Origin of the sequence: Streptomyces sp. NPDC019443 (genome assembly GCF_044389785.1) — a bacterium.
GTDB lineage: Bacteria > Actinomycetota > Actinomycetes > Streptomycetales > Streptomycetaceae > Streptomyces.
This window is the reverse complement of record NZ_JBIRYJ010000004.1, coordinates 527756-551684: the sequence shown is the minus strand read 5'-3', so window position 1 is coordinate 551684 and position 23929 is coordinate 527756. Positions and strand designations below refer to the sequence as shown.

Genomic DNA, 23929 nt, shown 5'->3' with positions numbered 1-23929 from the left:
GGGGGTTCACGCCGCGGCCACGCGCTCGGTCACCGCTATGCGCGGCAGCAGGTCCTCGTAGGCCACGGCGTCGAACTCGCCCGCCGCCGGGGCCAGCACGGTCGCCGCGGACAGGGCGACCGCGCGGGCCAGCCGGTCCGGCCACGGCAGCCGCTCCACGAGCCCGGAGAGCAGTCCGGCGACCGCCGAGTCGCCCGCGCCCGTCGGGTTGCCCTCCACCGGGGCGGGCGGCATCGCCTGCCAGACGCCTTCGGGGATGGCCGCGAGCACGCCGTCCGGGCCGAGCGATGCGACCACCGTGTGCGCGCCGCGGCGGCGGGCGTCGCGGGCGGCGCGCAGCGGCTCGCGGGAGCCGGTGAGCTGGGCGAGCTCGTCGGCGTTCGGCTTGACCAGGTCGGGGCGGGCGGCGATGCCGCGGCGCAGCGGTTCGCCGCTGGTGTCGAGGAGTACGGGGACGTCCGCGGCGCGGGCCAGGCGGATCAGTTGGGCGTACGCGCCCACATGGATGCCCGGCGGCAGGCTGCCGCACAGGGCGACGGCCCGGGCCTCTCGCAGGAGGGAGCCGAACGAGGAGAGGAACGTGGCCCATTCGGCGGGGCTGACCGTGGGGCCCGCCTCGTTCAGCTGGGTGGTGTCGCCGCTCGCGTCGTCCACGACGGCGAGGGTGCGGCGGGTGGTCCCGGCGATCGGGACGAGCGCGTCGTGCGGCGCGAGCGGGGCCAGCAGATCGCGCAGTACGGCTCCGACGGGGCCGCCCACGAAGCCGGTGACGACGCTCTCGTGGCCCAGAGCGGCCAGTACGCGGGCGACGTTGAGACCCTTGCCGCCGGGGCGCTCGCGGACCTCGCCGACGCGGTGGCTGGCGTGCGGGGTCAGCGCGGGGACCGAGTACGTGATGTCCAGGGCGGTGTTGAGCGTGACCGTCAGGATCACCCGTGTCACCCCCCCCACAGAACGCGCTTGCCGTGTTCGTACGGGCCCTGATCATGCCAAACGGAAGGCGGTTGGCCCAGCCCCCTGGGCCAACCGCCTTGCCATAAGTTACGCAGAAATCACCCCACTTGGGGCTCAACCACCCATTCGCCCTTACGCATCACGCCCTTGAGCGCGAACTCCGCGTCGAGCACCACCAGGTCGGCGTCCTTGCCCGGCTCCAGCGAGCCGACCTTGTCGTACACGCCGAGCAGCTTCGCAGGGTTGGCAGAGACGGCCTGGACGACCTCCTCCACCGGCAGCCCGTCGATGGTGGCCGCGCGCCTGAACGCGGTGTCCAGGGTGAGCGTGGAGCCGGCGATCGAGCCGCCGTCGACCAGCCGGGCGACCCCGTCCTCGACGTCGACCGCGAGCGGGCCGAGCTGGTAGCGGCCGTCGCCGAAGCCCGCCGCGTCCATGGCGTCCGTGATGAAGGCGACGCGGCCCGCGCCCGCGCGGTGGAAGGCGAGCTCCAGGGCGGCGGGGTGCAGATGCGTGCCGTCGTTGATCAGCTCGACCGTGATCCGTTCGTCCTCCAGGAGCGCGGCGATCGGGCCCGGAGCGCGGTGGCCGAGGCCGGGCATCGCGTTGAAGAGGTGCGTCGCCACGGTCGCTCCGGCCTCGATCGCCTCGACGGTCTGCTCGTACGTCGCGTCCGTGTGGCCGATCGCGGCGATCACGCCGTGCTCGGCGAGCAGCCGTACGGAGCCGATGCCGCCGGGCAGTTCGGTGGCGAGCGTGACCATCTTCGCGGTGCCGCGTGCCGCGTCGATCAGCTTGCGCACCTCCGCCGGGTCGGGGTCGCGCAGCAGCTCCTCGCTGTGCGCGCCCTTGCGGCACGGGGAGATGAAGGGCCCCTCGAAGTGGATGCCGGCGAGGTCGCCCTGCTCGACGAGTTCGGAGAGGAAGCCGGCGCGGTGGGCGAGAAAGTCCATCTCGCCGGTCACCGTGGACGCGACGAGCGTGGTCGTGCCGTGCTCGCGGTGGGTCCGCACGCCCTTCAGCACGTCCTCGGCGCTGCCGGAGGTGAAGGAGGCGCCGCCGCCGCCGTGGTTGTGGATGTCGACGAAGCCGGGGACGACCCAGTGGCCGGTCAGGTCGATGGCAGGCGCGTCCGCGGGCGCGGCGCCGGCGATCTTCGTGCCCTCGACGATGAGCCGTCCGTTCTCGACGGTCCCGGTCGGCAGGACCACCCGGGCGCCGGCGAGAACGGTGCTTTCGGCGCGTGCGGCGCGTGCGGCGCTTGTGGCGCGAGCGGCCATTAGGCGGTTACCTCCGAGTCGGTGGCGAGCAGATCCCAGGCGAGCAGCCCCGCGCCCAGGCATCCGGCGGTGTCCCCGAGGGCTGCCGGGACGATGGCGGGCAGCTTCTGGAACGTCACTCGCTCCTCGACAGCGGCCCTCAGTGGTGTGAACAAGGTTTCCCCGGCCTCGGCGAGACCGCCACCGATGATCAGTGTGCGGGGGTCCAGCAAGGTGAGCGCGGTGACAAGGCCGGCGGCTAGGGCGTCGACGGCGTCGTGCCAGACGCGTACCGCCCGCTGGTCGCCGGACTCGACGGCCTTCGCGCAGTCGGCGGCGTCGGCGTCCGGGTCGCCGCTCGCCTCGGCCCAGGCGCGGGTCACCGCGGCGGCGGATGCGAGCGTCTCGAGGCAGCCGCGCTGGCCGCAGCCGCAGTCGGGGCCGTCGGGGCGGACGACGATGTGGCCGATCTCCCCGGCGTATCCGTGGGCGCCGGCCTCGATCCGCCCGGCGATGCCGATGGCGCCGGCGATCCCGGTGCCGAGCGGCACGAACAGGAACCGGTCGGCGCCCTTGCCGGCTCCGATCCGTCCCTCGGCGAGCCCGCCGGTCCTGACGTCGTGCCCGAGCGCGACGGGGACGCCGCCGATGCGGCCGGCGACGAGGGAGCGCAGGGGTACGTCGCGCCAGCCGAGGTTGGAGGCGTAGACGGCGATGCCGCGTTCGGCGTCGACGATGCCGGGGACGGCGACGCCGACGGCGAGCGCGCTCTGGCCGAGGTGCTCCTGGCCGTACGCGCGGAGCTCTGAGGCGAAGCGGAGGATGGACTCGACGACGGCGTCCGGCCCGCGCTCGCGCCCGGTGGGGCGACGGGCCTCATGCAGGAGGGCGCCGTCCACCCCGACCAGGGCGGCTTTCATGCCGGTGCCGCCCACATCGAGGGCGATGACGTGTCTCACGTGGACAGTCTGAAGGGTGGATGGGCGACAGGTCTAGTCCACTGTGCCGGATTGTTGCGCCGCCATACAAACGGCGGCATGGGCAGCGGGGTCCGCGGTGCGGGCTTTGGGGTTGCCCGGTGCCGCGGGGTCCGCGGTGCGGGCGGCGGGGTTGCCTGGTGCCGCGGGGTGCGGGCCTGCGTTGCGCGGGTCCCTGGATGCCGCGGGGTGCGGGGTCCGCGGTGCGGGTCGTGGGGTTGTCCGGTGTCGTGGGGTGCGGGTTCCGGTGCCCCTCCGGGCTCGACTCCTCGGGGTCGGCGGCGTGAAGGGGTTGGTGTTGATCACTGGGTCCGGCCGCCGATCCCCTGCGGGGACGACCCTGCACGGCCCCTCCCCACCAGCAGGCACCCTGTTCGGGCCCGGCGCCCGAGGGCGCGAAGCCGCCGCCCGGCGGAACGCGGGGGCGCCGGCCCCCGCCTTCGCGTGCTCCGCGGCGAAGCCGCCTGAGCGGCCGGGGACGTGGGTCCGTCAGCCCGCTTTCGCGGGCTCCGCGGCGAAGCCGCCGGAGTGGCCGGGGGTGGGGGGCGTCAGCCCCCACGTACCTCTTCCCCTCCCGCAGGGGGCCTGGGGCATGCCCCGCTTTCGTGGGCTCGGCGGCGAAGCCGCCGGAGCGGCACGGGTGCGGGGCCGTCAGCTCCGCCCCGTTTCCTGCGGGCTCCGGGGCGAAGCCGCCGGACCGGCCGGGGGTGTGGGGCGTCAGCCCCCACGTACCTCTTCCCTCCCCCGAAGGGGCTGGGGGCTTGCCCCCCAGACTCGGGAAGGGGCGGGGCGGGGGAAGGCCCCGCCATCCGGGCAGCGGACCCCCGCACCCCACCCCCCTCAGCTCAAGATCACGCTGCGCGTCAGGTTCCTCGGCCGGTCCGGGTCGAAGCCCCGCGACTCCGCCAGCGTCACCGCGAGCCGCTGCGCGCGGATCAGGTCCGCCAGGGGGTCCGCCTCCTGGCGGGCCACCAGCGTGCCGCCGACCCGCGCGACGTCCAGGGACAGGCCCTCCGGGAGCGCGCCGAAGACCCACGCCACCCGGCCCGGGCCGGTGATCGAGATCGGGCCGTGGCGGTACTCCATCGCCGGGTACGACTCCGTCCACGCGCCCGCCGCCTCGCGCATCTTCAGGCCCGCCTCCAGCGCAAGCCCGTACGTCCAGCCCCGCCCCAGGAACGTCCACTGCTCCGCCCCGACCACCGCCTCCGGCAGCGGCTCCGTGAGCGCGAGCTCCGCGTCGACCGCCGCCTCGGCGACCGGCTTAACCCCGGGGACGTCACCCAGACCGGCCCGCAGGAAGGCCAGCGCGGTCGTGGCGAAACGGGTCTGGACCACCGACTCCTCGTCCGCCCAGTCCAGCACCGCCACCGCGTCCGCCGCGTCCATCACCGGCGTCTTCGGGTCCGCGGTCAGCGCCAGTGTCGGCACCTTGCCGCGCAGTTCGGTCAGCAGGTCCAGGACCTCCGTCGTCGTCCCCGAGCGGGTGATCGCGACGACGCGGTCGTACGTACGCCCCGACGGGAACTCCGACGAGGCGAAGGCGTCCGTCTCGCCCTGCCCCGCCGCCTCCCGCAGCGCCGCGTACGCGATCGCCATGAACCAGGACGTCCCGCACCCGGTGACGGCGACCCGCTCACCCGGCTCCGGCAGTCCTTCGAAGGCGGCGGCGGCTTCGGCCGCTCGGCGCCAGCAGGCGGGCTGGGTGGCTATCTCTGCTGCGGTACGGGACATGCGGCAAGGCTCCTAGCGACGTACGCGTAACTCGGGACCGGCACACCGACCACTTCGTGCCGCCACGTGCTTAGCAGGCCGCGGCGCACCCGGGCAATGGCCGTCGGCACAGGGACAGGCGTTGTAGAAGTGATATGCATTGGAGTAGACCTCATCAGTCCGCATGGTGGAAAATCGCAGCTCATCTCAGAGGACATCACGGGGGACCGACTGGGACCACACGGGCACGCAACAGCAGAGGGTGGGGAAGAGCGGTGCAGCGTCGCTTCTTGGGTCTGACCGCGGCGATCGCCGCACTTGGCATGGCGGTGGCCCTCTCGGGCTGTGGCAGCTCCAGCGGTTCCGGCGATGTCACCCTCAAGCTGGTGGCGGCCGACTACGACGTGGCCGGCGGACAGAGCAGCAAGAAGTACTGGGCCGACCTCGCCACCGAGTTCGAGTCCACGAACCCCGACATCAAGATCGACGTCCAGATCGAGTCCTGGAACGACGTCGACCGCAAGGTCGCCGAGATGGTCAAGGCAGGCAAGGCTCCCGACATCGCCCAGATCGGCGCGTACGCCGACTACGCAGCGGCGGGCAAGCTGTACTCCGCCGACCAGTTGCTCTCCATCCCCGTACAGTCCAACTTCCTCACCCCGCTCACCGACGCCGGCGAGATGAAGCGCGTGCAGTACGGTCTGCCGTTCGTCGCCTCCACCCGGCTGCTCTTCTACAACAAGAAGCTCTTCAAAGAGGCCGGGATCAAGGAAGACCCGAAAACCTGGGACGACCTCAGGAAGGACGCGGAGAAGCTGAAGGCGAACACGGGCGCGAAGTACCCCTTCGCCCTGCCGCTGGGGCCCGAGGAGGCCCAGGCCGAGACCATGATGTGGCTGCTGAGCGGCGGCGACGGATACACCGACCCGGTAGGCAAGTACTCCATCGACTCCGCGCAGAACATAGCCACCTTCCAGTGGCTGAAGACGAACCTCGTCGACGCCGGGCTCACCGGCCCGGTCGCCCCCGCCAAGCTGAACCGCAAGGACGCGTTCGCCGCTTTCACCCGCGGCGAGGTCGGCATGCTCAACGGCCACCCCTCCCTGATGCAGGAAGCGGAGAAGGCCAACATCGAGGTCGGCAAGGTGGCCATGCCCGGCCGCAACGGCAAGCCGAAGGCCGCGATGGGCGTCGCCGACTGGATCATGGGCTTCAAGCAGAACGGCCACCGGGCCGAGGTCGGCAAGTTCCTGGACTTCGTCTTCAGCGACAAGAACGTCCTCGACTTCGCCGGTCAGAACGATCTGCTGCCGGTGACGGTCTCCGCGTCGGAGGCGATGGAGAAGGACCCGGAGCACCAGGACCTCAAGGAGTTCCTGGACGAGCTCCCCACCTCGGTGCTGCCGCCGGTCGGCAAGACGTCGTGGGCGGCGGTCAGCGAGAACATCAAGAAGAACATCGGCCAGGCCGTCGAGCCTGAAGGCGTACCGGCATCCGTCCTCGGCAAGATCGGCCGGGACGCCACCCTCGCGGAGAACGCGGAGTAGGCGAAGTGGGCAGCCCGCCGGGGTGCCGCGCCGCCGATATGTTGGATCGTATGACCGACGACGAGGCGATCGAGACGCGGAGGGCGCGCGAGGTGCTCTCCGAGCGCGACCGTGCCGTCCTGGCCATGGAGCAAACCTCCTGGCCGGGACCCGGCGCGAAGGAGCGCGCCATCAGGGAGCAGCTCGGCATCTCCCCGGTCCGCTACTACCAGCTCCTCAACGCCCTGATCGACGACGAGCGCGCCCTCGCCCATGACCCGGTGACCGTCAATCGGCTCCGCCGTGTCAGGGACGACAGACGAAGTCGCCGATAGGGTCGGGGTATGGGCAGCCCTTCGCACGCGCATCCCCTGCCGACGCCGTCCACCCCCGCCGGTCGCGACGGCCTGGCCGCGATTCTCGCCCGGCCGCAGAAGGCAGTCGTCGGCCTCGACTTCGACGGCACGCTCGCCGAGATCGTGCCCGACCCCGAACAGGCCCGGGCCCACCCCGGCGCCGTCCCCGCGCTCGCCGCGCTCGCGCCACGGGTCGCCTCTGTCGCTGTCGTCACCGGACGGCCCGCGGGTGTGGCGGTCCGGTACGGCGGCTTCGCCGGAGTGCCGGGCCTGGACCACCTGGTCGTCCTCGGTCACTACGGCGCCGAGCGCTGGGACGCCGTCAGCGGCACGGTCAAAACCCCCGCCCCGCACCCCGGGGTCGCGGCTGCCCGCGCCGAACTGCCCGGTGTCCTGGACAAAGCCGGAGCCTGGCAGGGGACCTGGATCGAGGAGAAGGGCCAGGCGGTCGCGGTCCACACGCGCCGCGCGTCCGACCCACAGGCGGCGTTCGAGGCGCTGCGGGGCCCGCTCGCCGAGCTCGCCGCGCGTCACGGACTGATCCTGGAGCCGGGCCGCATGGTCCTGGAGCTGCGCCCGTCCGGCATGGACAAGGGCGTGGCCCTGGGGGAGTACGTACGCGAGGTGAAAGCCGAGGCCGTGCTGTACGCCGGTGACGACCTCGGCGATCTGCCCGCCTTCGCGGCCGTCGAGAAGCTCCGCTCGGACGGCGTGCCCGGCCTGCTGGTGTGCAGCGGCAGCACGGAGGTCCCGGAACTCGCGGACCGCGCCGACCTGCTGCTGCCGGGACCGCCTGCGGTGGTGGAGTTCCTGGGCTCGCTGGCCCAGCGCCTGTAGTCGGCCCGGGCAGCCGGTCGCGCTCGCGCGGTCCGGGCTTTGTGCGTGCCGGGGCCTCCTACGCGCCCTCGCGCAAGGCGCGCCGGACCCGGGCCTCCTACGCGCCCTCGCGCAGCGCCCGCAGCTGGTCCAGGAACCACTTCTGCGGCGGCAGCGCGGTTGCCGCCGCCGCCAGCCGCTTGGTGTGCCGGGACCGCTCTTCGTCCGGCATCGTCAGCGCCGCGTGGAGCGCGTCTGCCGTGCCCGTCACGTCGTACGGATTCACCGTCACCGCGTCCTCGCGCAGTTCCTCGTAGGCCCCTGCCTCCCGCGAAAGCACCAGCGCGCAGCCCTCGTCCGAGACGACCGGGATCTCCTTGGCGACCAGGTTCATACCGTCCCGGATCGGGTTGACCAGAGCCACGTCCGCCAGCCGGTACGCGGCGAGCGAGCGCGCGAAGTCGTCCTTCACATGGAGCTCGACCGGGCTCCAAGTCTCCGTCCCGTACGCCGAGTTGATCTCGTCCGCCAGGCGCTGGACCTCCGCCGTGTAGTCGCGGTAGACCGCCAGGTCCTGCCGGGAGGGGTAGGCGAAGGCGACATGGACAACGCGCTCGCGCCATTCGGGGCGGGTTTCCAGCAGCTCCCGGTACGCCAGCAGCCCGCGCACGATGTTCTTGGACAGCTCGGTGCGGTCGACGCGCACGATGGTCTTGCGCCCCGGGCCGACCTGCTCGCGCAGCGTGGCCAGCCGTTCGTCCACGTCCGGCCGGTGCGCCCGCTCCCGCAGGAAGTCCGCGTCCGCGCCGAGCCCGTGCACCCCGATCGTCGTGCTGCCGGTGCCGCCCAACAGCTCCGTACAGCAGGAGACGAAGGCATCGGCCCACCGCCGGGTCAGGAAACAGGCGCGGTCCGCTCCGAGCAGGCCGCGCAGCAACCGCTCCGCGATGTCGTCGGGCAGCATCCGGAAGTAGTCGACGGGCGCCCAAGGCGTGTGCGTGAAGTGCCCGATCCGCAGATCGGGACGGAGCTCGCGGAGCAGGCCGGGCACCAGCGCCAGGTGGTAGTCCTGCACCAGGACGGCCGCCCCCTCGGCGGCCTGTGCCGCGAGCGCGTCCGCGAAGGCCCGGTTGTAGGTCTCGTACGACGCCCACTGCCGGCGGAACTCCTGATCGAAGACCGGCTCCAGCGGCGTCTGGTACAGCATGTGGTGGACGAACCACAGCACGGAATTGGCGATGCCGTTGTACGCGTCGGAGTGGACGGCCTCGTCGATGTCGAGCATCAGTACCCCGGGCTCGCCGACCCCGCGCCGCACCGCCTCGCGGTCGCCGTCACCGAGCGCGGCGCACACCCACAGGGCCGCCGCCTCGGAGCCGATGGCCGACAGGCCGGAGACCAGCCCGCCCCCGCCGCGGCGGGCGTCGAGCGAACCGTCCTCGTTCAGCGTGTATGTGACCGGGCCGCGGTTCGACGCGACAAGGACCTGGGCAGCAGCGTGCTCGGAGACCATGTCGCGAAACCTAGCCCGTCCCACAAACGCTCAAACGTGCGTACGCCATTGGTCGTGCCGTCCTCGTGTGTCGTACGTCTCTCATGCCCATAACTGGGAAATGTAGACAAAGCGACCAGCGATCCATGCTTATGCCGCGCGACGCGCCGCGTACTCACCGATCTCGCGCATCGGCGGCCGCTCCTCCGTGTCCACCGGGTACGTCCGCGGCTCGAAGCCGCCCTCGGCCCGCTCGAACTGCGTGAGCGCAGGACGCACCAAGTGGCCGCGGGAGAGCCGGAGTTGAGCCGTACGGTAGATCGCCGCGGCCATCCGGCCCAGCGCCTGCCCGTCCTGGTGGCGGTGCTTGCGCGATCCGACGTCCACCTGCGCCAGCGCGTCCAGGCCCACCGTGTGCAGCGCGTCCACGAGCAGGCCGAGCTCCACTCCGTAACCGACGGGGAAGGGCAGCCGCTCCAGCAGCGAGCGCCGCGCCGCGTACTCCCCGCCCAGCGGCTGGACGAACCCGGCCAGCTGCGGCCAGTGCAGATTCAGCAGCGGACGCGCCACCAGCTCGGTCACCCGGCCGCCCTGACCTGCGTGGTCGCCGAGCGGCCGGTCGTACATCGCCTTGACGAAGTGCACATCGGGGTCTGTCAGCAGCGGGCCCACGATCCCGGAGACGAAGTCCGCGGAGAACTCCCGCAGATCCGCGTCGACGAAGCACACGATGTCGCCGCTGGTCGCCAGCAGCGAGCGCCACAGCACCTCGCCCTTGCCCGGGACCGCGGGTATCCGGGGCAGGATCGTGTCCCGGTGCACCACGCGCGCGCCTGCCGCCGCGGCCACCTCGGTCGTACGGTCGCTCGAGCCCGAGTCGACGACGACCAGCTCGTCGACGAGCGGCACGGCCTCCATCAGCTCGCGGCGGATCACGGTGACGATCTCGCCGACCGTCGCCGCCTCGTTCAGAGCAGGGAGCACTACGCTGACCGTCGTCGAGCGTTTGGCGGTAAGCAGCAGGTCAAGTGGGCGGTCTGCCGCGGCCCAGGACCGCCGGGTCAGCCAGCGCTCCACCTCATCGAGCACGTGCGCGTCTCCCTAGACTTCCGGTCGGATGGTCCATCTCGAGGTTCGGACGACTATCTCAACCATCCGGGCCTTCGGTTACAGTCTTGAACAACGCGGATGACCGTCGCATGTCGGGGGTCGTCACGCTGACAATCGAATACCGCTCATCCAGAGGGGCAGAGGGAACGGCCCGTTGAAGCCCCGGCAACCCTCCCGCCGACCGCGAGGTCACGGTGGGGAAGGTGCCAATTCCGTCTCGTGGCGAAATGCGTCACGGGGAAGATGAGGAGAAAGGGCCTCGCCTCCATGGCTGTGCAGACTGTCGCAAGCACCACTCCCGTGAACCTCGGTCCCGCCGCGGCGCTCTCGTGCCGCGAGTGCGGAGAGCGTTTCGGGCTCGGCCCGATCTTCGCCTGCGCGTCCTGTTTCGGACCGCTCGAGGTCGCGTACGACCTCCCCGGCGAAGACCCCGAGGCGCTGAAGCAGCGGATCGAAGCGGGTCCGAACAACATCTGGCGGTACGCCCCGCTGCTGCCCGTCCCCGCCGACGTGGCCGACAAGCCGAACATCAACCCCGGCTTCACCAAGCTCGTCAAGGCCGACAACCTCGCCCGTGAGCTGGGTGTCACCGGCGGCCTGTACATCAAGGACGACTCCGGCAACCCGACGCACTCCTTCAAGGACCGCGTCGTGGCCATCGCCGTCGAGGCCGCGCGTGCCTTCGGCTTCACCACCCTGTCCTGCTCGTCCACCGGCAACCTGGCGGGCGCGGTCGGCGCCGCAGCCGCGCGGGCCGGCTTCCGCTCCTGCGTGTTCATCCCGCACGACCTGGAGCAGGGCAAGGTCGTCATGGCCGCGGTGTACGGCGGCGAGCTGGTCGGCATCGAGGGCAACTACGACGACGTCAACCGCTTCTGCTCCGAGCTCATCGGCGACCCGCTGGGCGAAGGCTGGGGCTTCGTCAACGTCAACCTCCGCCCGTACTACGGCGAGGGCTCCAAGACGCTGGCGTACGAGATCTGCGAGCAGCTCGGCTGGCGGCTGCCCGACCAGATCGTGGTCCCGATCGCCTCGGGCTCGCAGCTCACGAAGATCGACAAGGGGCTGCAGGAGCTGATCAAGCTCGGTCTGGTCGAGGACAAGCCGTACAAGATCTTCGGTGCCCAGGCGGAGGGCTGCTCGCCGGTGTCGACGGCCTTCAAGGCCGGGCACGACGTCGTACGCCCGCAGAAGCCGAACACCATCGCCAAGTCGCTGGCGATCGGCAACCCGGCGGACGGCCCCTACGTGCTGGACATCGCGCGCCGCACCGGTGGGGCGGTCGAGGACGTCAACGACGATCAGATCGTCGACGCCATCAAGCTGCTCGCCCGTACGGAAGGCATCTTTGCGGAGACCGCGGGTGGCGTGACCGTGGGTGTCACGAGGAAGCTGATCGAGGAGGGCGTGCTCGACCCGGCGCTCACCACCGTCGTCCTCAACACCGGTGACGGCCTCAAGACGCTGGACGCGGTGGCGCCGACGACCGGCCCGACCGCGACGATCCGCCCGAGCCTGGACGCGTTCCGCGACGCCGGCCTGGCCGGCTGACCGACCACCCGAGACCCAAGGAAGGCACGCAGCATGAGCGTCAACGTCCGCATTCCCACCATTCTCCGTACGTACACGGGCGGCCAGGCCGAGGTCTCGGCTCAGGGCGCGACCCTCTCCGAGGTGATCGCCGACCTGGAGAAGAACCACACCGGCATCGCCGCGCGTGTCCTGGACGACCAGGGCAAGCTGCGCCGCTTCGTCAACGTGTACGTGAACGACGACGACGTCCGCTTCGAGCAGGGTCTGGAGACCGCGACACCGGACGGCGCGGGCGTCTCGATCATTCCGGCTGTCGCCGGCGGCTGCTGACTTCGCAGAGTTACCGCTATTACCCCCTCCGCAAGAGAAGCGGAGGGGGTAATTCCATAGGGTTGAGCGCGGTAAGCTTTGGGAAGCCCCCTCCGCTGCTCGTGCCGCGCGCATATGAGAATGCGTCGCCGCGCGACCAGAGTCAGCCAAAGTGGACGATCGAATTGTCGCGTAGGCGCCTTTTGTCGGGCCCGACTTGCCCCGGAATTCACAGAATTCACATGAATTATCCGTTCGGGCTTGCGCAGATTTCTCGTCCGATTGACCTGTTGCAGACGGCAGTTGGACAGATACATTCAGCCGCGGTCGACGCGTTCCGGCGCACACCCAAGGGGTGGAGGTCTGACCCGGGTCCGCGAAGTGCGGTCCTGCGCAAGGGCCAGTAATAGGGGAGTTAGGCATGGCTCAGGGCACCGTCAAGTGGTTCAACGCGGAGAAGGGGTACGGCTTCATCGCGGTCGACGGTGGTGCGGATGTTTTCGTCCACTACAGCGCGATCCAGATGGACGGGTACCGCACCCTTGAAGAGGGTCAGCGAGTTGAATTCGAGATCTCGCAGGGCCAGAAGGGTCCGCAGGCGGACATGGTCAAGCTCGCCGTCTGATCTCGGCGCGATCGGCCACCGACGCACTCACGCCGAGGGGCCCGCATCCCAAGAGGGATGCGGGCCCCTCGTGCGTCTGCGCCCGGTTGGGGACCTCGGCGACAGGCTTGCGCGCTCCCTCCGGGCTTCTTCGAAGCCGCTTGCACTCTCCCGGGTCGAGTGCTAATCATTGCGTTAGCACTCTGACAGTGAGAGTGACAACGAGGACCGGGCCGGTGAGGTCCGCAGGCCAGGTGGGGCAAGGAACCACAGGGCTTGCAGGCCGTCCGTCGCGGGCGCCAGCGCGGTCCGGAGAATCCACCCCAGTCCGGGAGGACCACTTCACATGGCCAAGATCATCGCGTTCGACGAGGAGGCACGGCGCGGTCTCGAGCGCGGGATGAACCAGCTCGCCGACGCCGTCAAGGTCACCCTTGGCCCCAAGGGCCGGAACGTCGTCCTCGAGAAGAAGTGGGGCGCCCCCACGATCACCAACGATGGTGTTTCCATCGCCAAGGAGATCGAGCTCGAGGACCCGTACGAGAAGATCGGCGCCGAGCTGGTCAAGGAAGTCGCCAAGAAGACGGACGACGTCGCCGGTGACGGTACGACCACCGCGACCGTCCTCGCCCAGGCGCTCGTCCGCGAGGGCCTGCGCAACGTGGCGGCCGGCGCCAACCCCATGGCGCTCAAGCGTGGCATCGAGAAGGCCGTCGAGGCCGTCTCCGGCGCCCTGCTCGAGCAGGCCAAGGACGTGGAGACCAAGGAGCAGATCGCTTCGACGGCCTCCATCTCCGCTGCCGACACCCAGATCGGCGAGCTCATCGCCGAGGCCATGGACAAGGTCGGCAAGGAAGGCGTCATCACCGTCGAGGAGTCCCAGACCTTCGGTCTGGAGCTGGAGCTCACCGAGGGTATGCGCTTCGACAAGGGCTACATCTCGGCGTACTTCGCCACCGACATGGAGCGTATGGAGGCGTCGCTCGACGACCCGTACATCCTGATCGTCAACTCCAAGGTCAGCAACGTGAAGGACCTCCTTCCGCTGCTGGAGAAGGTCATGCAGTCGGGCAAGCCGCTGCTGATCATCGCCGAGGACGTCGAGGGCGAGGCCCTGTCGACCCTGGTCGTCAACAAGATCCGCGGCACCTTCAAGTCCGTTGCCGTCAAGGCTCCGGGCTTCGGCGACCGCCGCAAGGCGATGCTGAACGACATCGCCATCCTCACCGGCGGCACGGTCATCTCCGAGGAGGTCGGCCTCAAGCTCGAGAACGCCGGCCTGGACCTGCTGGGCCGCGCCCGCAAGGTCGTCATCACCAAGGACGAGACCACGATCGTCGACGGTGCCGGTGAGAGCGACCAGGTTGCCGGTCGCGTGAACCAGATCCGTGCCGAGATCGAGAACAGCGACTCGGACTACGACCGCGAGAAGCTCCAGGAGCGCCTCGCGAAGCTGGCCGGCGGCGTGGCCGTCATCAAGGCCGGCGCCGCGACCGAGGTCGAGCTCAAGGAGCGCAAGCACCGCATCGAGGACGCGGTGCGCAACGCCAAGGCCGCCGTCGAGGAGGGCATCGTCGCCGGTGGTGGCGTGGCTCTGCTCCAGGCTGCCTCGGTCTTCGAGAAGCTCGACCTCGATGGTGACGAGGCGACCGGCGCCAACGCCGTGAAGCTCGCGCTGGAGGCCCCGCTCAAGCAGATCGCCGTCAACGGTGGTCTCGAGGGCGGCGTCGTGGTCGAGAAGGTGCGCAACCTGGCTGTCGGCCACGGTCTGAACGCCGCGACCGGCGAGTACGTGGACATGATCGCCGAGGGCATCATCGACCCGGCGAAGGTCACGCGCTCCGCGCTGCAGAACGCCGCGTCGATCGCCGCGCTGTTCCTGACCACCGAGGCCGTCATCGCCGACAAGCCGGAGAAGGCCTCTGCGGCCGCTCCGGGCGGCATGCCGGGCGGTGACATGGACTTCTGATCCTGCGCGGATCGGCAGTTCACGCTGTACGGACCGAGGGCGGTACCCCCACTCCCAGGGGGGTGCCGCCCTCGGGCTTTTGCCCAGAGCGGCGGACCCACAGCAGGGCACCGGCCAGCAGAAGTGCGGCGCCGGGCAGCCAGGGCAGGGGGCCGGCCGGCAGGGCACCGGCGACCAGGCCGACCAGGGCGCCGGACGATTGCAGGGCGAGGGACTGTACGGACAGGGCGGTGGCCCGGCCCGTGCTGTCGACGCGGCGGTGCAGCAGGTCGTTCTTGTTCGGGCCCGCCGCGCCGAGTCCGAAGTAGACCAGGGCGTAGCCGGTGGCCGCGAGGGTGAGGGCGGCCGGGCCGTTCCACAGGACGGTCAGGCCGAGCAGCAGCAGCCCTGTCGCGCTCAGTCCGATGCCCGCCATGACGGCGCGTTCGCCGCTGCCCGTCAGCCGTGCGGCCAGTGGTGCGCAGTGGTTGCCGAGAGCGATGCAGACAAAGCCGGCGCAGGCGAGCGAGGCGAACAGCACCGCGCCCGACTCGGGGGTGCCGGTCAGGTCGGCGGCGCGTCCTGGCGTGAGCAGTTCGATGGTGCCCAGGGCCGAGCCCGTCGCTCCGGCCGTCAGCAGCACTCGGCGGATCAGGAAGTCCCGCGCGCCCAGGCGCAGTCCGTCAAGCATCGTGGCCGGTACGCCGCGCAGCACATCGCGCAGGGTGGCCCGCGGCCGGGGCGGCTCGGGCAGGGCGGTCAACACGTACGCCACGAAGACCAGTCCGACACCCGCGCCCAGCAGCGCGGGGACGGAGAGCGGCAGCACCAGTCCGGAGGTGGCGGCGGTCAGCCGTGCGCCCAGGTCCGGGCCGAGGCCGAGCAGCAGGGGCAGACCGCCGCCGAGCAGGGTGCCGACAGCGAGCGCGGCCGCGGAGGCGGTGCCGCCGCGGGCCAGTCCGGTGCGCAGTTCCGCGCCGGGGCCGGAGTGGGCCTGCACGGTGTCGACGTACCAGGCCTCGGCGGGTCCGCTCGACAGGGCGCGGCCGGAGCCCATCAGGACCATGGCGATGCCGAGCGCCCAGAAGGTGGTGCCCAGGGCCAGGAGGACCAGGGCGCCCAGGTTGAGCACGCCCGCGGCGGCGAGCACGGTGCGGCGGCCGATGACGTCGGACAGGCCGCCGGTGGGCAGTTCCAGGGCGGAGACGGTGAGGGAGTGCACGGCGAAGAGCCCGGCGACGACCGCGAGGCCCATGCCGCGCTCGGTGAGGAGCAGCACCTGCGAGGGTATGTACAGACCAACTGGCAGCCAGAAGAGGAAGTTGACGGCGACGAAGCGGTGGCGTGCGGTACGGGGGTCCAGGGGCCCGGTCATGACGCGAGGGGGAGTCCGGCGGCCACGAGTACGACCTGCTCGGCGCGGGGATCACCCTCGTCGCGAGCTGCCAGTTCCTCCGCCGTGCGGTCGAACACCTCCCACAGCTCGGTGAGCGACTCGGGGGTCAGCCGCAGGACCAGATCGGTGATGCCCGACGGCTCCACCCACTCCTGGCCGAGCCGGCCTGCCGCGACATCCGCCTCGTGCCGGCCGAGGGAACGCTCCAGGTGCTCGATCTGAACCCGGCGAGAGACGTTGACGAAGGCGCGGCTGCCGGGCGAGCCCTCCATCGCCGCGTTGCTCCACGCGGTGACGGAGTGCACCGCCTGCCAGCGCCGCTCCCGCCCATCGCGCTGTTCGGCCTCCGCGACGAACGCGTACTTGGCGAGGACCCGCAGGTGGTAACTGGTGGAGGCGGACGACTCCCCGGTCCTGACCGCGAGTTCGCTCGCGGTGGCGGGGCCGTCCTGGCGCAGCAGCCCGAGCAGCCGGATGCGCAACGGGTGTGTGAGGGCCTTCAGGGCCGCTGCGTCCCGCTCGGGGTCGAGGACGCGTTTCCGATCTTCGCTGACCATGAGGGGAGAGTAGGGCGGACCGAGGCTTTCCCAAAGTATTTTTGCAAAACTTTTTTGGGAAAGGGCCGCAATGCAGGGCACGGCGCCTACCGCGCGACTTCCTGCTCACCGGCGAGCGCCCGGCCTTGGCGCGTTCGGCGTTGGCCAGGGCGGCAATCCGTTGGACGTAGTCGCCGGCCTTGCCGGTTACAGGAGTTTCCGCGATGGGGGCCTCGCGCCCGCACCGGCCGGGGCGGAGTGCTGCCTGACGAAGACCGCCCGCGACGACCGCGACGGTGCCGGCCACCGCGATTGCGGCCATCGGTCGACCGCCTGCCCGGCTCCGACCTCCGTGGCACCCCGCGCCCGCGGCTTGGTCGCCCCTCTCGCCGCCTCCAGCACCACGGACGCGGCTCGCCTCGACATCGGCTCGGACGCCGACTTCGGCGGAGCGCTCCAGGCAGCGGGCGCCGATCCGGTCGGAGCCCGCCCGGATCGGCGTCGCGTCCTCGCCCGGGATGCGCTTGGGCTGAAGGCGACCAGACTGGTGAGTAGCACGTGGCCTGCGGTTTTCGCGAAGGGCCAGGCAGAGTGTGCCCGGCGCCGGGTGAACAGCTGGGAGACCGCGGGGCCGCCGCTCCCGCCGAGAGCGCGCGACGATTGAAGGACACCTCGTCGTGGCGACCGTCGCACTCGACAGTGAGAAGGCGAACAACAATATGAGTGACTCGAAGAGCATCGCCCTGGCTGCCGCCGTGGCCGGCGGCTACGCACTCGGCCGCACCAAGAAGGGGCGGGTGGCCTTCACCGCGGCGGCGGTACTGCTGGGCAGGGGCCTGACCCCGCGCAATCTCGTGGCCGGCGGCATCCGCCGGATCGGCGGAGGGCCGGGGGACGAAGAAGGGGGCGCCAAGCCCCAGCGTGAGATCGGGCAGACAGTCCGCAAGGCGGTCTCGGAAGCGGCGAACCGCCGCCTGACCTCCCTGACCGAGGCTCTGCACGAGCACACGGTTGCTCTGTCCGGAGAGGAAGAGCGCGACAAGGACGCGGCTGCCGACACTGACGAGCCGGAGGAAGCCGATGTCGAAGAGGCCGCCGACGAGACCGGCGACCAATCCGGCGAGGAGACCGCGGAAGAAGAGCCCGCGAAGCCGAGCCGTCAGCGTCCACCGGCGAAGAAGACGGCCGCACAGAAGAAGGCGCCCCAGAAACGGACCGCCCCCAGGAAGCAGGGCACCGCCGAAAGATGGACGACAGCCAAAAGCGCTGCAAGGAAATCTCCCCCTGCCGAGAAAACCGCGGCGAAGAAGAGCCAGCCCGCCAGGAAATCGTCCTCGCGGCCCGGACGGGAGAGGTGAATGGTCATGGCAACCGATCAGAAGAGCACGGCGGCCGAGCCGACCCCTGTAGCGCTTCTCAGGCAGGAGATCGGCCAGTATCTCGGCGCCCAGATGAAGCACGTGGCACGCAAGGTCGGCAGCAGGCTGACCGACGCAACCGACCGTCTCACCAGTGCCGACGAGGAAAGCGGGGCCATTCCGAGGATCGGCGCCCGCGTCCTGCACGGGGAGAACCCGGTGAAGGCCATCTCCGGTGAGAAGGCCGAATACGTCAAGGGCGCGGTCAAGGAAAAGGTCAAGGACATGCTGCCTGGCGGTGGTGGCTCGGACGGGGACGACCAGTCCGTTGACACCAAGGCGACGAACATCGTCGAGGTGATCGACGTCGGGGTGCCGCTGCGCACGGCCTACGACCATTGGACGGAATACGAGCGTTTCAGCGGGTTCACCAAGGGTGTGCAGGAAGTCGAACGCGGTGAGGAAGCGACGAGTGAGTGGACGGTGAAGATCGGACCGTCGACGCGTCAGTGGAAAGCCACCATCCAGGAGCAGCTGCCCGACGACCGCATCGTATGGACGTCGGAAGGTGCTCAGGGCGCAACGCAGGGAGCTGTCAGCTTCCACGAGATCGCCCCTCGACTCACCCGGATCATTCTTGTCATGGCGTATTACCCGACGGGAATTGTGGAGAAGACGGGGAACATCTGGCGGGCCCAGGGCAGGCGGGTCCGACTGGACTTCAAGAATTTCCAGCGGTACGTGACATTCGCCGATGAAGAGGCCGAGGGGTGGCGCGGGGAGATTCGCAACGGTGAGATCGTGCGCACCCACGAAGACGCCATGGCCGAGGAAGAAGACATCGGCGCAGAGGGAGACGAGCACGAGGAAGCCGAAGAGGAAGAAGAGGGTGAAGAGGGTGAAGAGGAAGCGTAGCCCTTCCTGTTTCTGGAGCATCAAAGGCCGGCGCCGACAGTGAAGGGGGCTGACCATGGACGACAGCGCGGACATCACCGACGAGTCGGCGGAGCTCAACGAATCGGGACAAGCCGATGAACCCGAGGAGCTCCTGGAGGGGGCGTTGGTCGAACGGCACGAGCAACCGGACGTGTATCTGGACGTGCCGACTCTCAAGGTCGACGAGATCGATCTTGAAGTCGAGGATCTGCGGGCCCGGGTCTCGCTCCAGGCGGAGGTGCTCGATCTGCTCAAGCTCAACGTCGGCGTGGACGTGGTCCTCGGCCGGGTCAAGCTCGACATCACGGGCGTCGAGGCGCAGGCACTTCTCAAGGTGCGCCTGGACAACGTGGCCGAAATCGTCGGCCACGTAATGAGGACGATCGATCGCAACCCGCAGATCCTGGAGCAGATCACGCAGCCGCTCGGCTCCGCCGTTGAGTCTGTCGGGGCCGGCACCAGTGAGGCTGTTGGCGAACTCGGCCGCGGTGCGGGCTCTGCTGCGGAAGACGTGGGTAAGGGCGCCGGTAAGGCCGCGGAAGGCCTGGGTGAGGGCGCCGGGAAGGCCGCGGAAGGCCTGGGTGAGGATGCGGGGGACGTCGTCGGGAGTGCCGAAGGCACCGTGAAGCAGGTCGGCGGGGGTGCCGAGGGTGCAGTAAAGGCGGTGGGCGAGAGCGCTGAGAGCGCCGTTGACGACGCGGGCGAGCGTGCCCCCGAGACGGTCACCACCACGCGAGGCAAGGGGAGGAAGGCGAAGGACGAAGGGGGTGGAGCCCCGCAACGCCGCGCCGGGCAGCGCGGGCGGGCCGACACCCGTAGTACGGCTGCGGCGCGCCGCCATGCGCCGCGAAAACCATGATCAATCCTTAGTCTTCAATCCAGGGCGAATATCTGCGTGATCCCGGGTCCACGGCCCCCGGCAAGGAGCTGTGGGAGGTCTACGTCGTCAAGGCCGACGCCGACCAGATGGGCGAGAGCGCCGCCCTGGACGGCGACGCCTGCTGCGGTGGGCAGACCGAGACCGCCGGACCGCGGCGTCCGCGCCGACGGCCGGCTGAGACCGGGCGCCGCTACACCTCGTCCTGCTCAAGGGGCACGCCTGGCCGGACGTGGACCCGGCGTCGGCCACGGTGCCTACCGCGCCAACGAACGCCTGTGGGGACGAAGCCGTGACCGACTTTCCTGCTCACCGGTGAGCGCCCGGCCCGCGACACGCCCTAGTCGCGCTTCAGGCAGGTGATGAAGGCGGACCAAGAGGCGGCCTGGAACAGGAGTTTCGGGCCGTCGGGGTTCTTGGAGTCGCGTACGGGCACGATGCCGCGGTGGATGTCGGTGACTTCAAGGCAGTCGCCGCCGCTTGCGCCGCTGTAGCTGGACTTGCGCCACATTGCCGTAGTGAGGTCGTGCTCAGGGCTGCTGATCTTCATGAGCGTAATCCTCCGCCACTGATGAGATCAGGGCCAAGGACGTTTCTGGTGACAGTGCGCTGGCCCCGACCAGATCGTAAGCCAGTTCGTGGCGGGAGACCGTGGCCGGATCGTCCTGCAACTGGCCCGTTCCCAGGCTCTGGACGTAGGCCAGGGGAGGGGCGTCGGTGAAGGACATCAGCTTGAGCGAGCCTTCGAGTGCCATGTGCGCGCCTGCCTCGAACGGCAGCACCTGCACAATGATCCGGCGTCGCCTTGCCAGCGCCGCCACATGTCCCAGCGCCTCCGCCATCACAACCGCGCCACCGACCTTGCGACGTAACACCGCCTCGTCCAGAACCGCCCACAACAAAGGCTTTGTTGGATCGCTCAGGAGGTGCGCGCGATCGAGGCGGGCCTCGACCAGTTCATCGATGGCCTCTTCCCTTGCCGTGGGCAGGCCCCCGCGGAACACCGCCCGCGCATACGCCTCCGTCTGCAACAGGCCCGGCACCAGCAGCGGCGCGTACTCCTTGATCGTCGTCGCGGCTGCCTCCGCCTCCGCCGCCTCGGCGAAGTGGTCGGGATAGCGCGACTTGTTCGACACCTCGCAGTTGCGGGTGAAGAAGCCGTTCGTACCGAGGATCTCGTCTATCTGGCGTGCGTACTCGGGCAGCATCCGGCGAGTGCCCGCCTCCATCTGGCCGATGTACGAGCCGCTGACGAAGAGGGGCCGCCCCAACTCGTCCTGGGTGAGGCCCGCCTGGTCGCGCGCGTGGCGCAGTTCCGCGCCCATCAGGGCGCGAGGGGAGGTGGAGGGATCGAGATCCTTGGGTCCGGGCATGGCAACTCCCTGGTTGACAGGTCGGGTTGTTGGGCTGCCGCCACTGTTCAGGCTAGCCCGTGCCGGACACGCTGGGTGAGGAAAGAGAACACTCAGTGTGGAGGTGTCTGGTCATGGCGGTGCGATCGGCGGAGCGTCTACGGGCTGCCGAAGAGGTAGTGGATCAACTCCGGGACGGGCTCGGTGTGGTGGCAGTGACCCTGCCGTCGTTGCGGGACGACGTGGTGTCGCTCGCGAGTGAGGCGCCCTATCCGCTGGTGGACCTGGGGTGCTGCAACCTGGACACGGCGCTGCGGCTCGCCGCCGTGCTCCACGGACTGGACAGCGCGTGAGGCCCGGGACGTACGCCGTCGACGTACGCAACGGACGGGTCGGGCAGGTGATGGGGTGCGAAGGCGGATACGTACAGCTGAGACCGCCGGGCGGCGGCAAGGAATGGGACTGCCCGCCTGAGGACGTGCAGCCGGCTCCGCCGGGCGAAGTGCTGCGGGCGAGGGTGCGGGAGATCAATGCCGAGGGGCGATTGCCGTGACGGCTGGGGCGCGGAGATCGTCGGGCTGCTGCTGCTGCTGCTGCTGCTGCTGCTGATGATGATGATGGTGGCTGGCGAGCGCGGGCCTCGGCTCGGGTACAGCGTGGCCGATCTGGTGCGGTTTTATGCGTACTGGCGTCACGCCGCCGGGTGGGCGGTGAAGGTGACCTCTTCGTGGTCGCTGTCGAGGGCGATGTTCAGCGAGGCGGCGGCGCTCGTCGTCGCCTCGGGGCTAGGCCTCGGGATTGCGCTGGTCATCGTCGTCAACTCGGTCTCGTCCGGGATGAACCGCGCCCAGGACAAGGTCCTGGAGTCGCTGTACGGGCTCGGCACCGACATGACCGTCACCAAGGCCGCCGCGCCCCCCGGCGAGGGGGACACCGCGCGGCGGCCTCGATTCGAGTTCGACGCCAACGACAGCGACGACGACTCCGAGCAGAGCAGCGCCATGGTGATGGTCGAGGGATTCGAGACCCTCGCCTCCTCGACCGTCGCGCAGGTCGGCAAGCAGGACGGCGTCGCGGACGCGGTCGGCGGGCTGAGTGTGCGCGTGATGACAATTACTGAGCGGGCGGTGGGGGCGGCGTAGGCGGCGGCCTGCGGGTGGTGACGCCTGCGGCGGGGTTCCCCTTCCCTCCCCTTCCCGTAACTGGAGCTCCGCCCCAGACCCGTACGGCCTTCGGCCGTGTCCTCAAGCCCCGTGGGGGTCCCCCCGGACGAAGTCTGGGGGAGTTTGAGGCGTGGGGTCCGGGGCGGATCCCCGGTTACGGCGAGACCGGGGTCGGTTCCTTCGCGGGCGTGGCCGTCGTCGCGGCGGCCGTCGTCGCGTTGAGCTCATCCAGCATCCGCTTCGTGAAGCCGAACCAGTACGTCGCGACGAACCCCACCGCGTAGCCGACCAGCAGCCCGCCCGCGTAGACCGCGATCGTCTCGCCCGGGCCCCTGTTGCCGTTGAGGAGCGGGAACAGGGCCCAGCCCGAAGGGCCGATCGCCGTGGAACCGACCTTGTCGCCCAGCATGTTGAACAGGCCGACGAATCCGCCGCCGAACGCCCCGCCGACGCAGGCCGTGACGAACGGGCGGCCCAGCGGGAGCGAGACGCCGTAGATCAGCGGCTCGCCCACGCCCAGGAAACCGGCCGGGAGCGCGGACTTGATGGTGTTGCGGATCGAGGTGTTGCGGGGGAGCCGCAGATAGACCGCGGCCGCCGCGCCGACCTGGCCCGCTCCCGCCATCGCGAGGATCGGCAGCAGGACCGTGAATCCCTGCTGGTCGATCAGCGTGGTGTGGATCGGGATCAGCGCCTGGTGCAGGCCGAGCATGACCAGCGGGAGGAACAGGCCGCCGAGTACGAAGCCCGCGCCCGCGCCGCCGTTGGCCAGCAGCCAGTTGGCGAAGTCGCCGATCGCGGTGGAGACCTCACCCGCGATGAACATCAGGCCGAAGATGGTGACCAGGCCGGAGACGAGGACCGTGAGGGTCGGCGTGACGAGGACGTCCAGGGATTCCGGGACCCAGCGACGGCACCACTTCTCCACGTACACCGCGAGCACCGCCGCGCCCAGCGCGCCGAGCACGCCGCCCTGGCCCGGGGAGAGCTTCTGGCCGAAGGCCTCGATGTTCGCGACGCCCGGGAAGACGATGATCGCGGCGACCGCGCCACCCAGGATCGGCGTACCGCCGAACTCCTTCGCCGTGTTGTAGCCGACGAAGACCGCGATCAGCGACATGAAGCCGGACGCCATCGCGGCGAGCGAGGGGACCACGGCCGGCAGCAGGCCGAGGTTGGTCAGCAGCCCGCCCAGGCCGGCGATGATGCCGCAGCCGATGAGGGCCGGGATCAGCGGTACGAAGATGTTCGCGATTCGGCGCAGGAAGAGCTTGAAGGGCGTTGAGTTCTTCGCCTTCCGGGCCGCCTTGATGGCGGCGCCCTGGGCTGCCAGGTCCTCGGCCGTACCGGGGGCGGCCCTGGGGCCGGGGCCCGGGGCGGTCCCGGGTGAGGTCCGCGGGGCGGTCCCGGAGGCGGTCCCGGGCGCCGCCGCCACCAGCGCCTCGAACTCCGGGGTGACCCGGGCGACCGTGCCCGGGCCCAGCACGATCTGGTACGTGTCGTCATCGACCACGCCCATGACGGCCGGGAGGGCCTTGAGCGCCTCGTCCTGTACGAGGGAACGGTCGTGCAGGCCGAGGCGGAGGCGGGTCATGCAGTGGGCGACCGAGGAGATGTTCCCGGCGCCGCCGACGAGGGGAAGGATCGCGGCGGCGGTGGCGCTGTTCTTGTCTGCGCTGTTCTTGTCTGCGGAGTCTGGTGCCATGGGTGGGGG

The 23929-nt window shown here is 70.3% G+C and carries 22 protein-coding genes, 1 pseudogene and 1 riboswitch; of the genes and pseudogenes, 12 read left to right on the top strand and 11 right to left on the bottom strand.

All coding sequences use genetic code 11. The features are described 5' to 3' along the window. Positions 1–6: 6 nt before the first annotated feature. The 4 genes from ACH492_RS16690 to ACH492_RS16675 all read right to left on the bottom strand — a co-directional run bounded on the left by ACH492_RS16690 (position 7) and on the right by ACH492_RS16675 (position 4924). Positions 7–933, bottom strand: coding sequence for a 1-phosphofructokinase family hexose kinase (locus ACH492_RS16690; RefSeq protein WP_398987371.1), 927 nt, complete (start codon positions 931–933; stop codon positions 7–9). 119 nt (positions 934–1052) lie between these two features. Beyond that, positions 1053–2234: an N-acetylglucosamine-6-phosphate deacetylase gene (gene nagA / locus ACH492_RS16685; RefSeq protein WP_398987096.1), complete on the bottom strand. Its 1182-nt coding sequence runs from the start codon at positions 2232–2234 to the stop codon at positions 1053–1055. Then, a complete protein-coding gene (locus tag ACH492_RS16680; protein WP_398987094.1) occupies positions 2234–3172 on the bottom strand; it encodes an ROK family protein in 939 nt (312 codons plus the stop codon). Before ACH492_RS16680 ends, nagA begins: the two co-directional genes overlap by 1 nt. A gap of 858 nt (positions 3173–4030) precedes the next feature. Further along, positions 4031–4924 (bottom strand): SIS domain-containing protein, encoded by an 894-nt coding sequence (locus ACH492_RS16675; RefSeq protein WP_398987092.1) that lies wholly within the window; start codon positions 4922–4924, stop codon positions 4031–4033. A 302-nt stretch (positions 4925–5226) separates the two neighbouring features. Here ACH492_RS16675 and ACH492_RS16670 point away from each other — a divergent pair, with 302 nt between their 5' ends. Genes ACH492_RS16670 through otsB form a run of 3 tightly spaced genes read left to right on the top strand, consistent with a single transcriptional unit; the run spans position 5227 to position 7622 of the window. Then, complete coding sequence (locus ACH492_RS16670; protein ID WP_398987369.1) at positions 5227–6450, top strand: ABC transporter substrate-binding protein; 1224 nt, start codon at positions 5227–5229, stop codon at positions 6448–6450. A 50-nt stretch (positions 6451–6500) separates the two neighbouring features. Continuing rightward, positions 6501–6764 (top strand): DUF3263 domain-containing protein, encoded by a 264-nt coding sequence (locus ACH492_RS16665; RefSeq protein ID WP_398987090.1) that lies wholly within the window; start codon positions 6501–6503, stop codon positions 6762–6764. Positions 6765–6773: 9 nt separating this feature from the next. Next, the gene (otsB, locus tag ACH492_RS16660) at positions 6774–7622 is read left to right on the top strand and encodes a trehalose-phosphatase (protein ID WP_398987088.1); all 849 of its coding nucleotides are present in this window, start codon (positions 6774–6776) and stop codon (positions 7620–7622) included. A gap of 97 nt (positions 7623–7719) precedes the next feature. On the opposite strand, the gene ACH492_RS16655 is transcribed toward otsB, so the two are convergent. After that, the gene (locus tag ACH492_RS16655) at positions 7720–9114 is read right to left on the bottom strand and encodes a trehalose-6-phosphate synthase (RefSeq protein ID WP_398987086.1); all 1395 of its coding nucleotides are present in this window, start codon (positions 9112–9114) and stop codon (positions 7720–7722) included. A 129-nt stretch (positions 9115–9243) separates the two neighbouring features. Next, the gene (locus ACH492_RS16650) at positions 9244–10182 is read right to left on the bottom strand and encodes a glucosyl-3-phosphoglycerate synthase (RefSeq protein ID WP_398987084.1); all 939 of its coding nucleotides are present in this window, start codon (positions 10180–10182) and stop codon (positions 9244–9246) included. A gap of 143 nt (positions 10183–10325) precedes the next feature. After that, positions 10326–10453, top strand: a riboswitch (SAM riboswitch). A gap of 17 nt (positions 10454–10470) precedes the next feature. On the opposite strand from ACH492_RS16650, the gene thrC reads away from it, so the two are divergent. The 4 genes from thrC (at position 10471) to groL (ending at position 14618) form a co-directional block, all read left to right on the top strand. After that, positions 10471–11754: a threonine synthase gene (thrC, locus tag ACH492_RS16645; protein ID WP_398987082.1), complete on the top strand. Its 1284-nt coding sequence runs from the start codon at positions 10471–10473 to the stop codon at positions 11752–11754. Positions 11755–11787: 33 nt separating this feature from the next. Beyond that, on the top strand, positions 11788–12066 hold the full coding sequence (locus ACH492_RS16640) for a MoaD/ThiS family protein (protein WP_307662670.1): 279 nt from the start codon (positions 11788–11790) through the stop codon (positions 12064–12066). 400 nt (positions 12067–12466) lie between these two features. Continuing rightward, the gene (locus tag ACH492_RS16635; RefSeq protein WP_005315736.1) at positions 12467–12670 is read left to right on the top strand and encodes a cold-shock protein; all 204 of its coding nucleotides are present in this window, start codon (positions 12467–12469) and stop codon (positions 12668–12670) included. Between the two features lie 325 nt (positions 12671–12995). Continuing rightward, positions 12996–14618, top strand: coding sequence for a chaperonin GroEL (gene groL, locus ACH492_RS16630; protein ID WP_398987079.1), 1623 nt, complete (start codon positions 12996–12998; stop codon positions 14616–14618). A 19-nt stretch (positions 14619–14637) separates the two neighbouring features. Here the strand turns inward: groL and ACH492_RS16625 are convergent, their stop codons facing one another. After that, positions 14638–15972, bottom strand: a complete 1335-nt coding sequence (locus ACH492_RS16625) for an MFS transporter (protein ID WP_398987077.1) — start codon at positions 15970–15972, stop codon at positions 14638–14640. Continuing rightward, a complete protein-coding gene (locus ACH492_RS16620; RefSeq protein ID WP_398987075.1) occupies positions 15969–16550 on the bottom strand; it encodes a helix-turn-helix domain-containing protein in 582 nt (193 codons plus the stop codon). Before ACH492_RS16620 ends, ACH492_RS16625 begins: the two co-directional genes overlap by 4 nt. Positions 16551–17206: 656 nt before the next feature. On the opposite strand from ACH492_RS16620, the gene ACH492_RS16615 reads away from it, so the two are divergent. From ACH492_RS16615 to ACH492_RS16605, 3 genes are read left to right on the top strand one after another with little or no spacing between them, the layout of a single operon-like run. Beyond that, on the top strand, positions 17207–17887 hold the full coding sequence (locus ACH492_RS16615; protein WP_398987072.1) for a histone protein: 681 nt from the start codon (positions 17207–17209) through the stop codon (positions 17885–17887). Between the two features lie 6 nt (positions 17888–17893). After that, positions 17894–18802, top strand: coding sequence for an SRPBCC family protein (locus ACH492_RS16610; RefSeq protein ID WP_398987070.1), 909 nt, complete (start codon positions 17894–17896; stop codon positions 18800–18802). A 55-nt stretch (positions 18803–18857) separates the two neighbouring features. Beyond that, on the top strand, positions 18858–19682 hold the full coding sequence (locus ACH492_RS16605; protein ID WP_398987068.1) for a hypothetical protein: 825 nt from the start codon (positions 18858–18860) through the stop codon (positions 19680–19682). 358 nt (positions 19683–20040) lie between these two features. Here the strand turns inward: ACH492_RS16605 and ACH492_RS16600 are convergent, their stop codons facing one another. Both ACH492_RS16600 and ACH492_RS16595 read right to left on the bottom strand, forming a co-directional pair. Beyond that, positions 20041–20250 (bottom strand): DUF397 domain-containing protein, encoded by a 210-nt coding sequence (locus ACH492_RS16600; RefSeq protein ID WP_398987066.1) that lies wholly within the window; start codon positions 20248–20250, stop codon positions 20041–20043. After that, on the bottom strand, positions 20231–21073 hold the full coding sequence (locus tag ACH492_RS16595; protein WP_398987064.1) for a helix-turn-helix domain-containing protein: 843 nt from the start codon (positions 21071–21073) through the stop codon (positions 20231–20233). The genes ACH492_RS16600 and ACH492_RS16595 overlap by 20 nt, the downstream gene beginning before the upstream one ends. A gap of 113 nt (positions 21074–21186) precedes the next feature. On the opposite strand from ACH492_RS16595, the gene ACH492_RS16590 reads away from it, so the two are divergent. Next, entirely contained in the window at positions 21187–21405 is a 219-nt protein-coding gene (locus ACH492_RS16590) for a hypothetical protein (RefSeq protein WP_398987062.1), read from the top strand. A gap of 393 nt (positions 21406–21798) precedes the next feature. After that, positions 21799–22167, top strand: a pseudogene (locus ACH492_RS16585) (ABC transporter permease); the annotation flags it as partial. Positions 22168–22369: 202 nt separating this feature from the next. Here the strand turns inward: ACH492_RS16585 and ACH492_RS16580 are convergent. Further along, positions 22370–23920, bottom strand: coding sequence for a PTS transporter subunit EIIC (locus tag ACH492_RS16580; protein WP_398987060.1), 1551 nt, complete (start codon positions 23918–23920; stop codon positions 22370–22372). Positions 23921–23929: the final 9 nt, after the last annotated feature.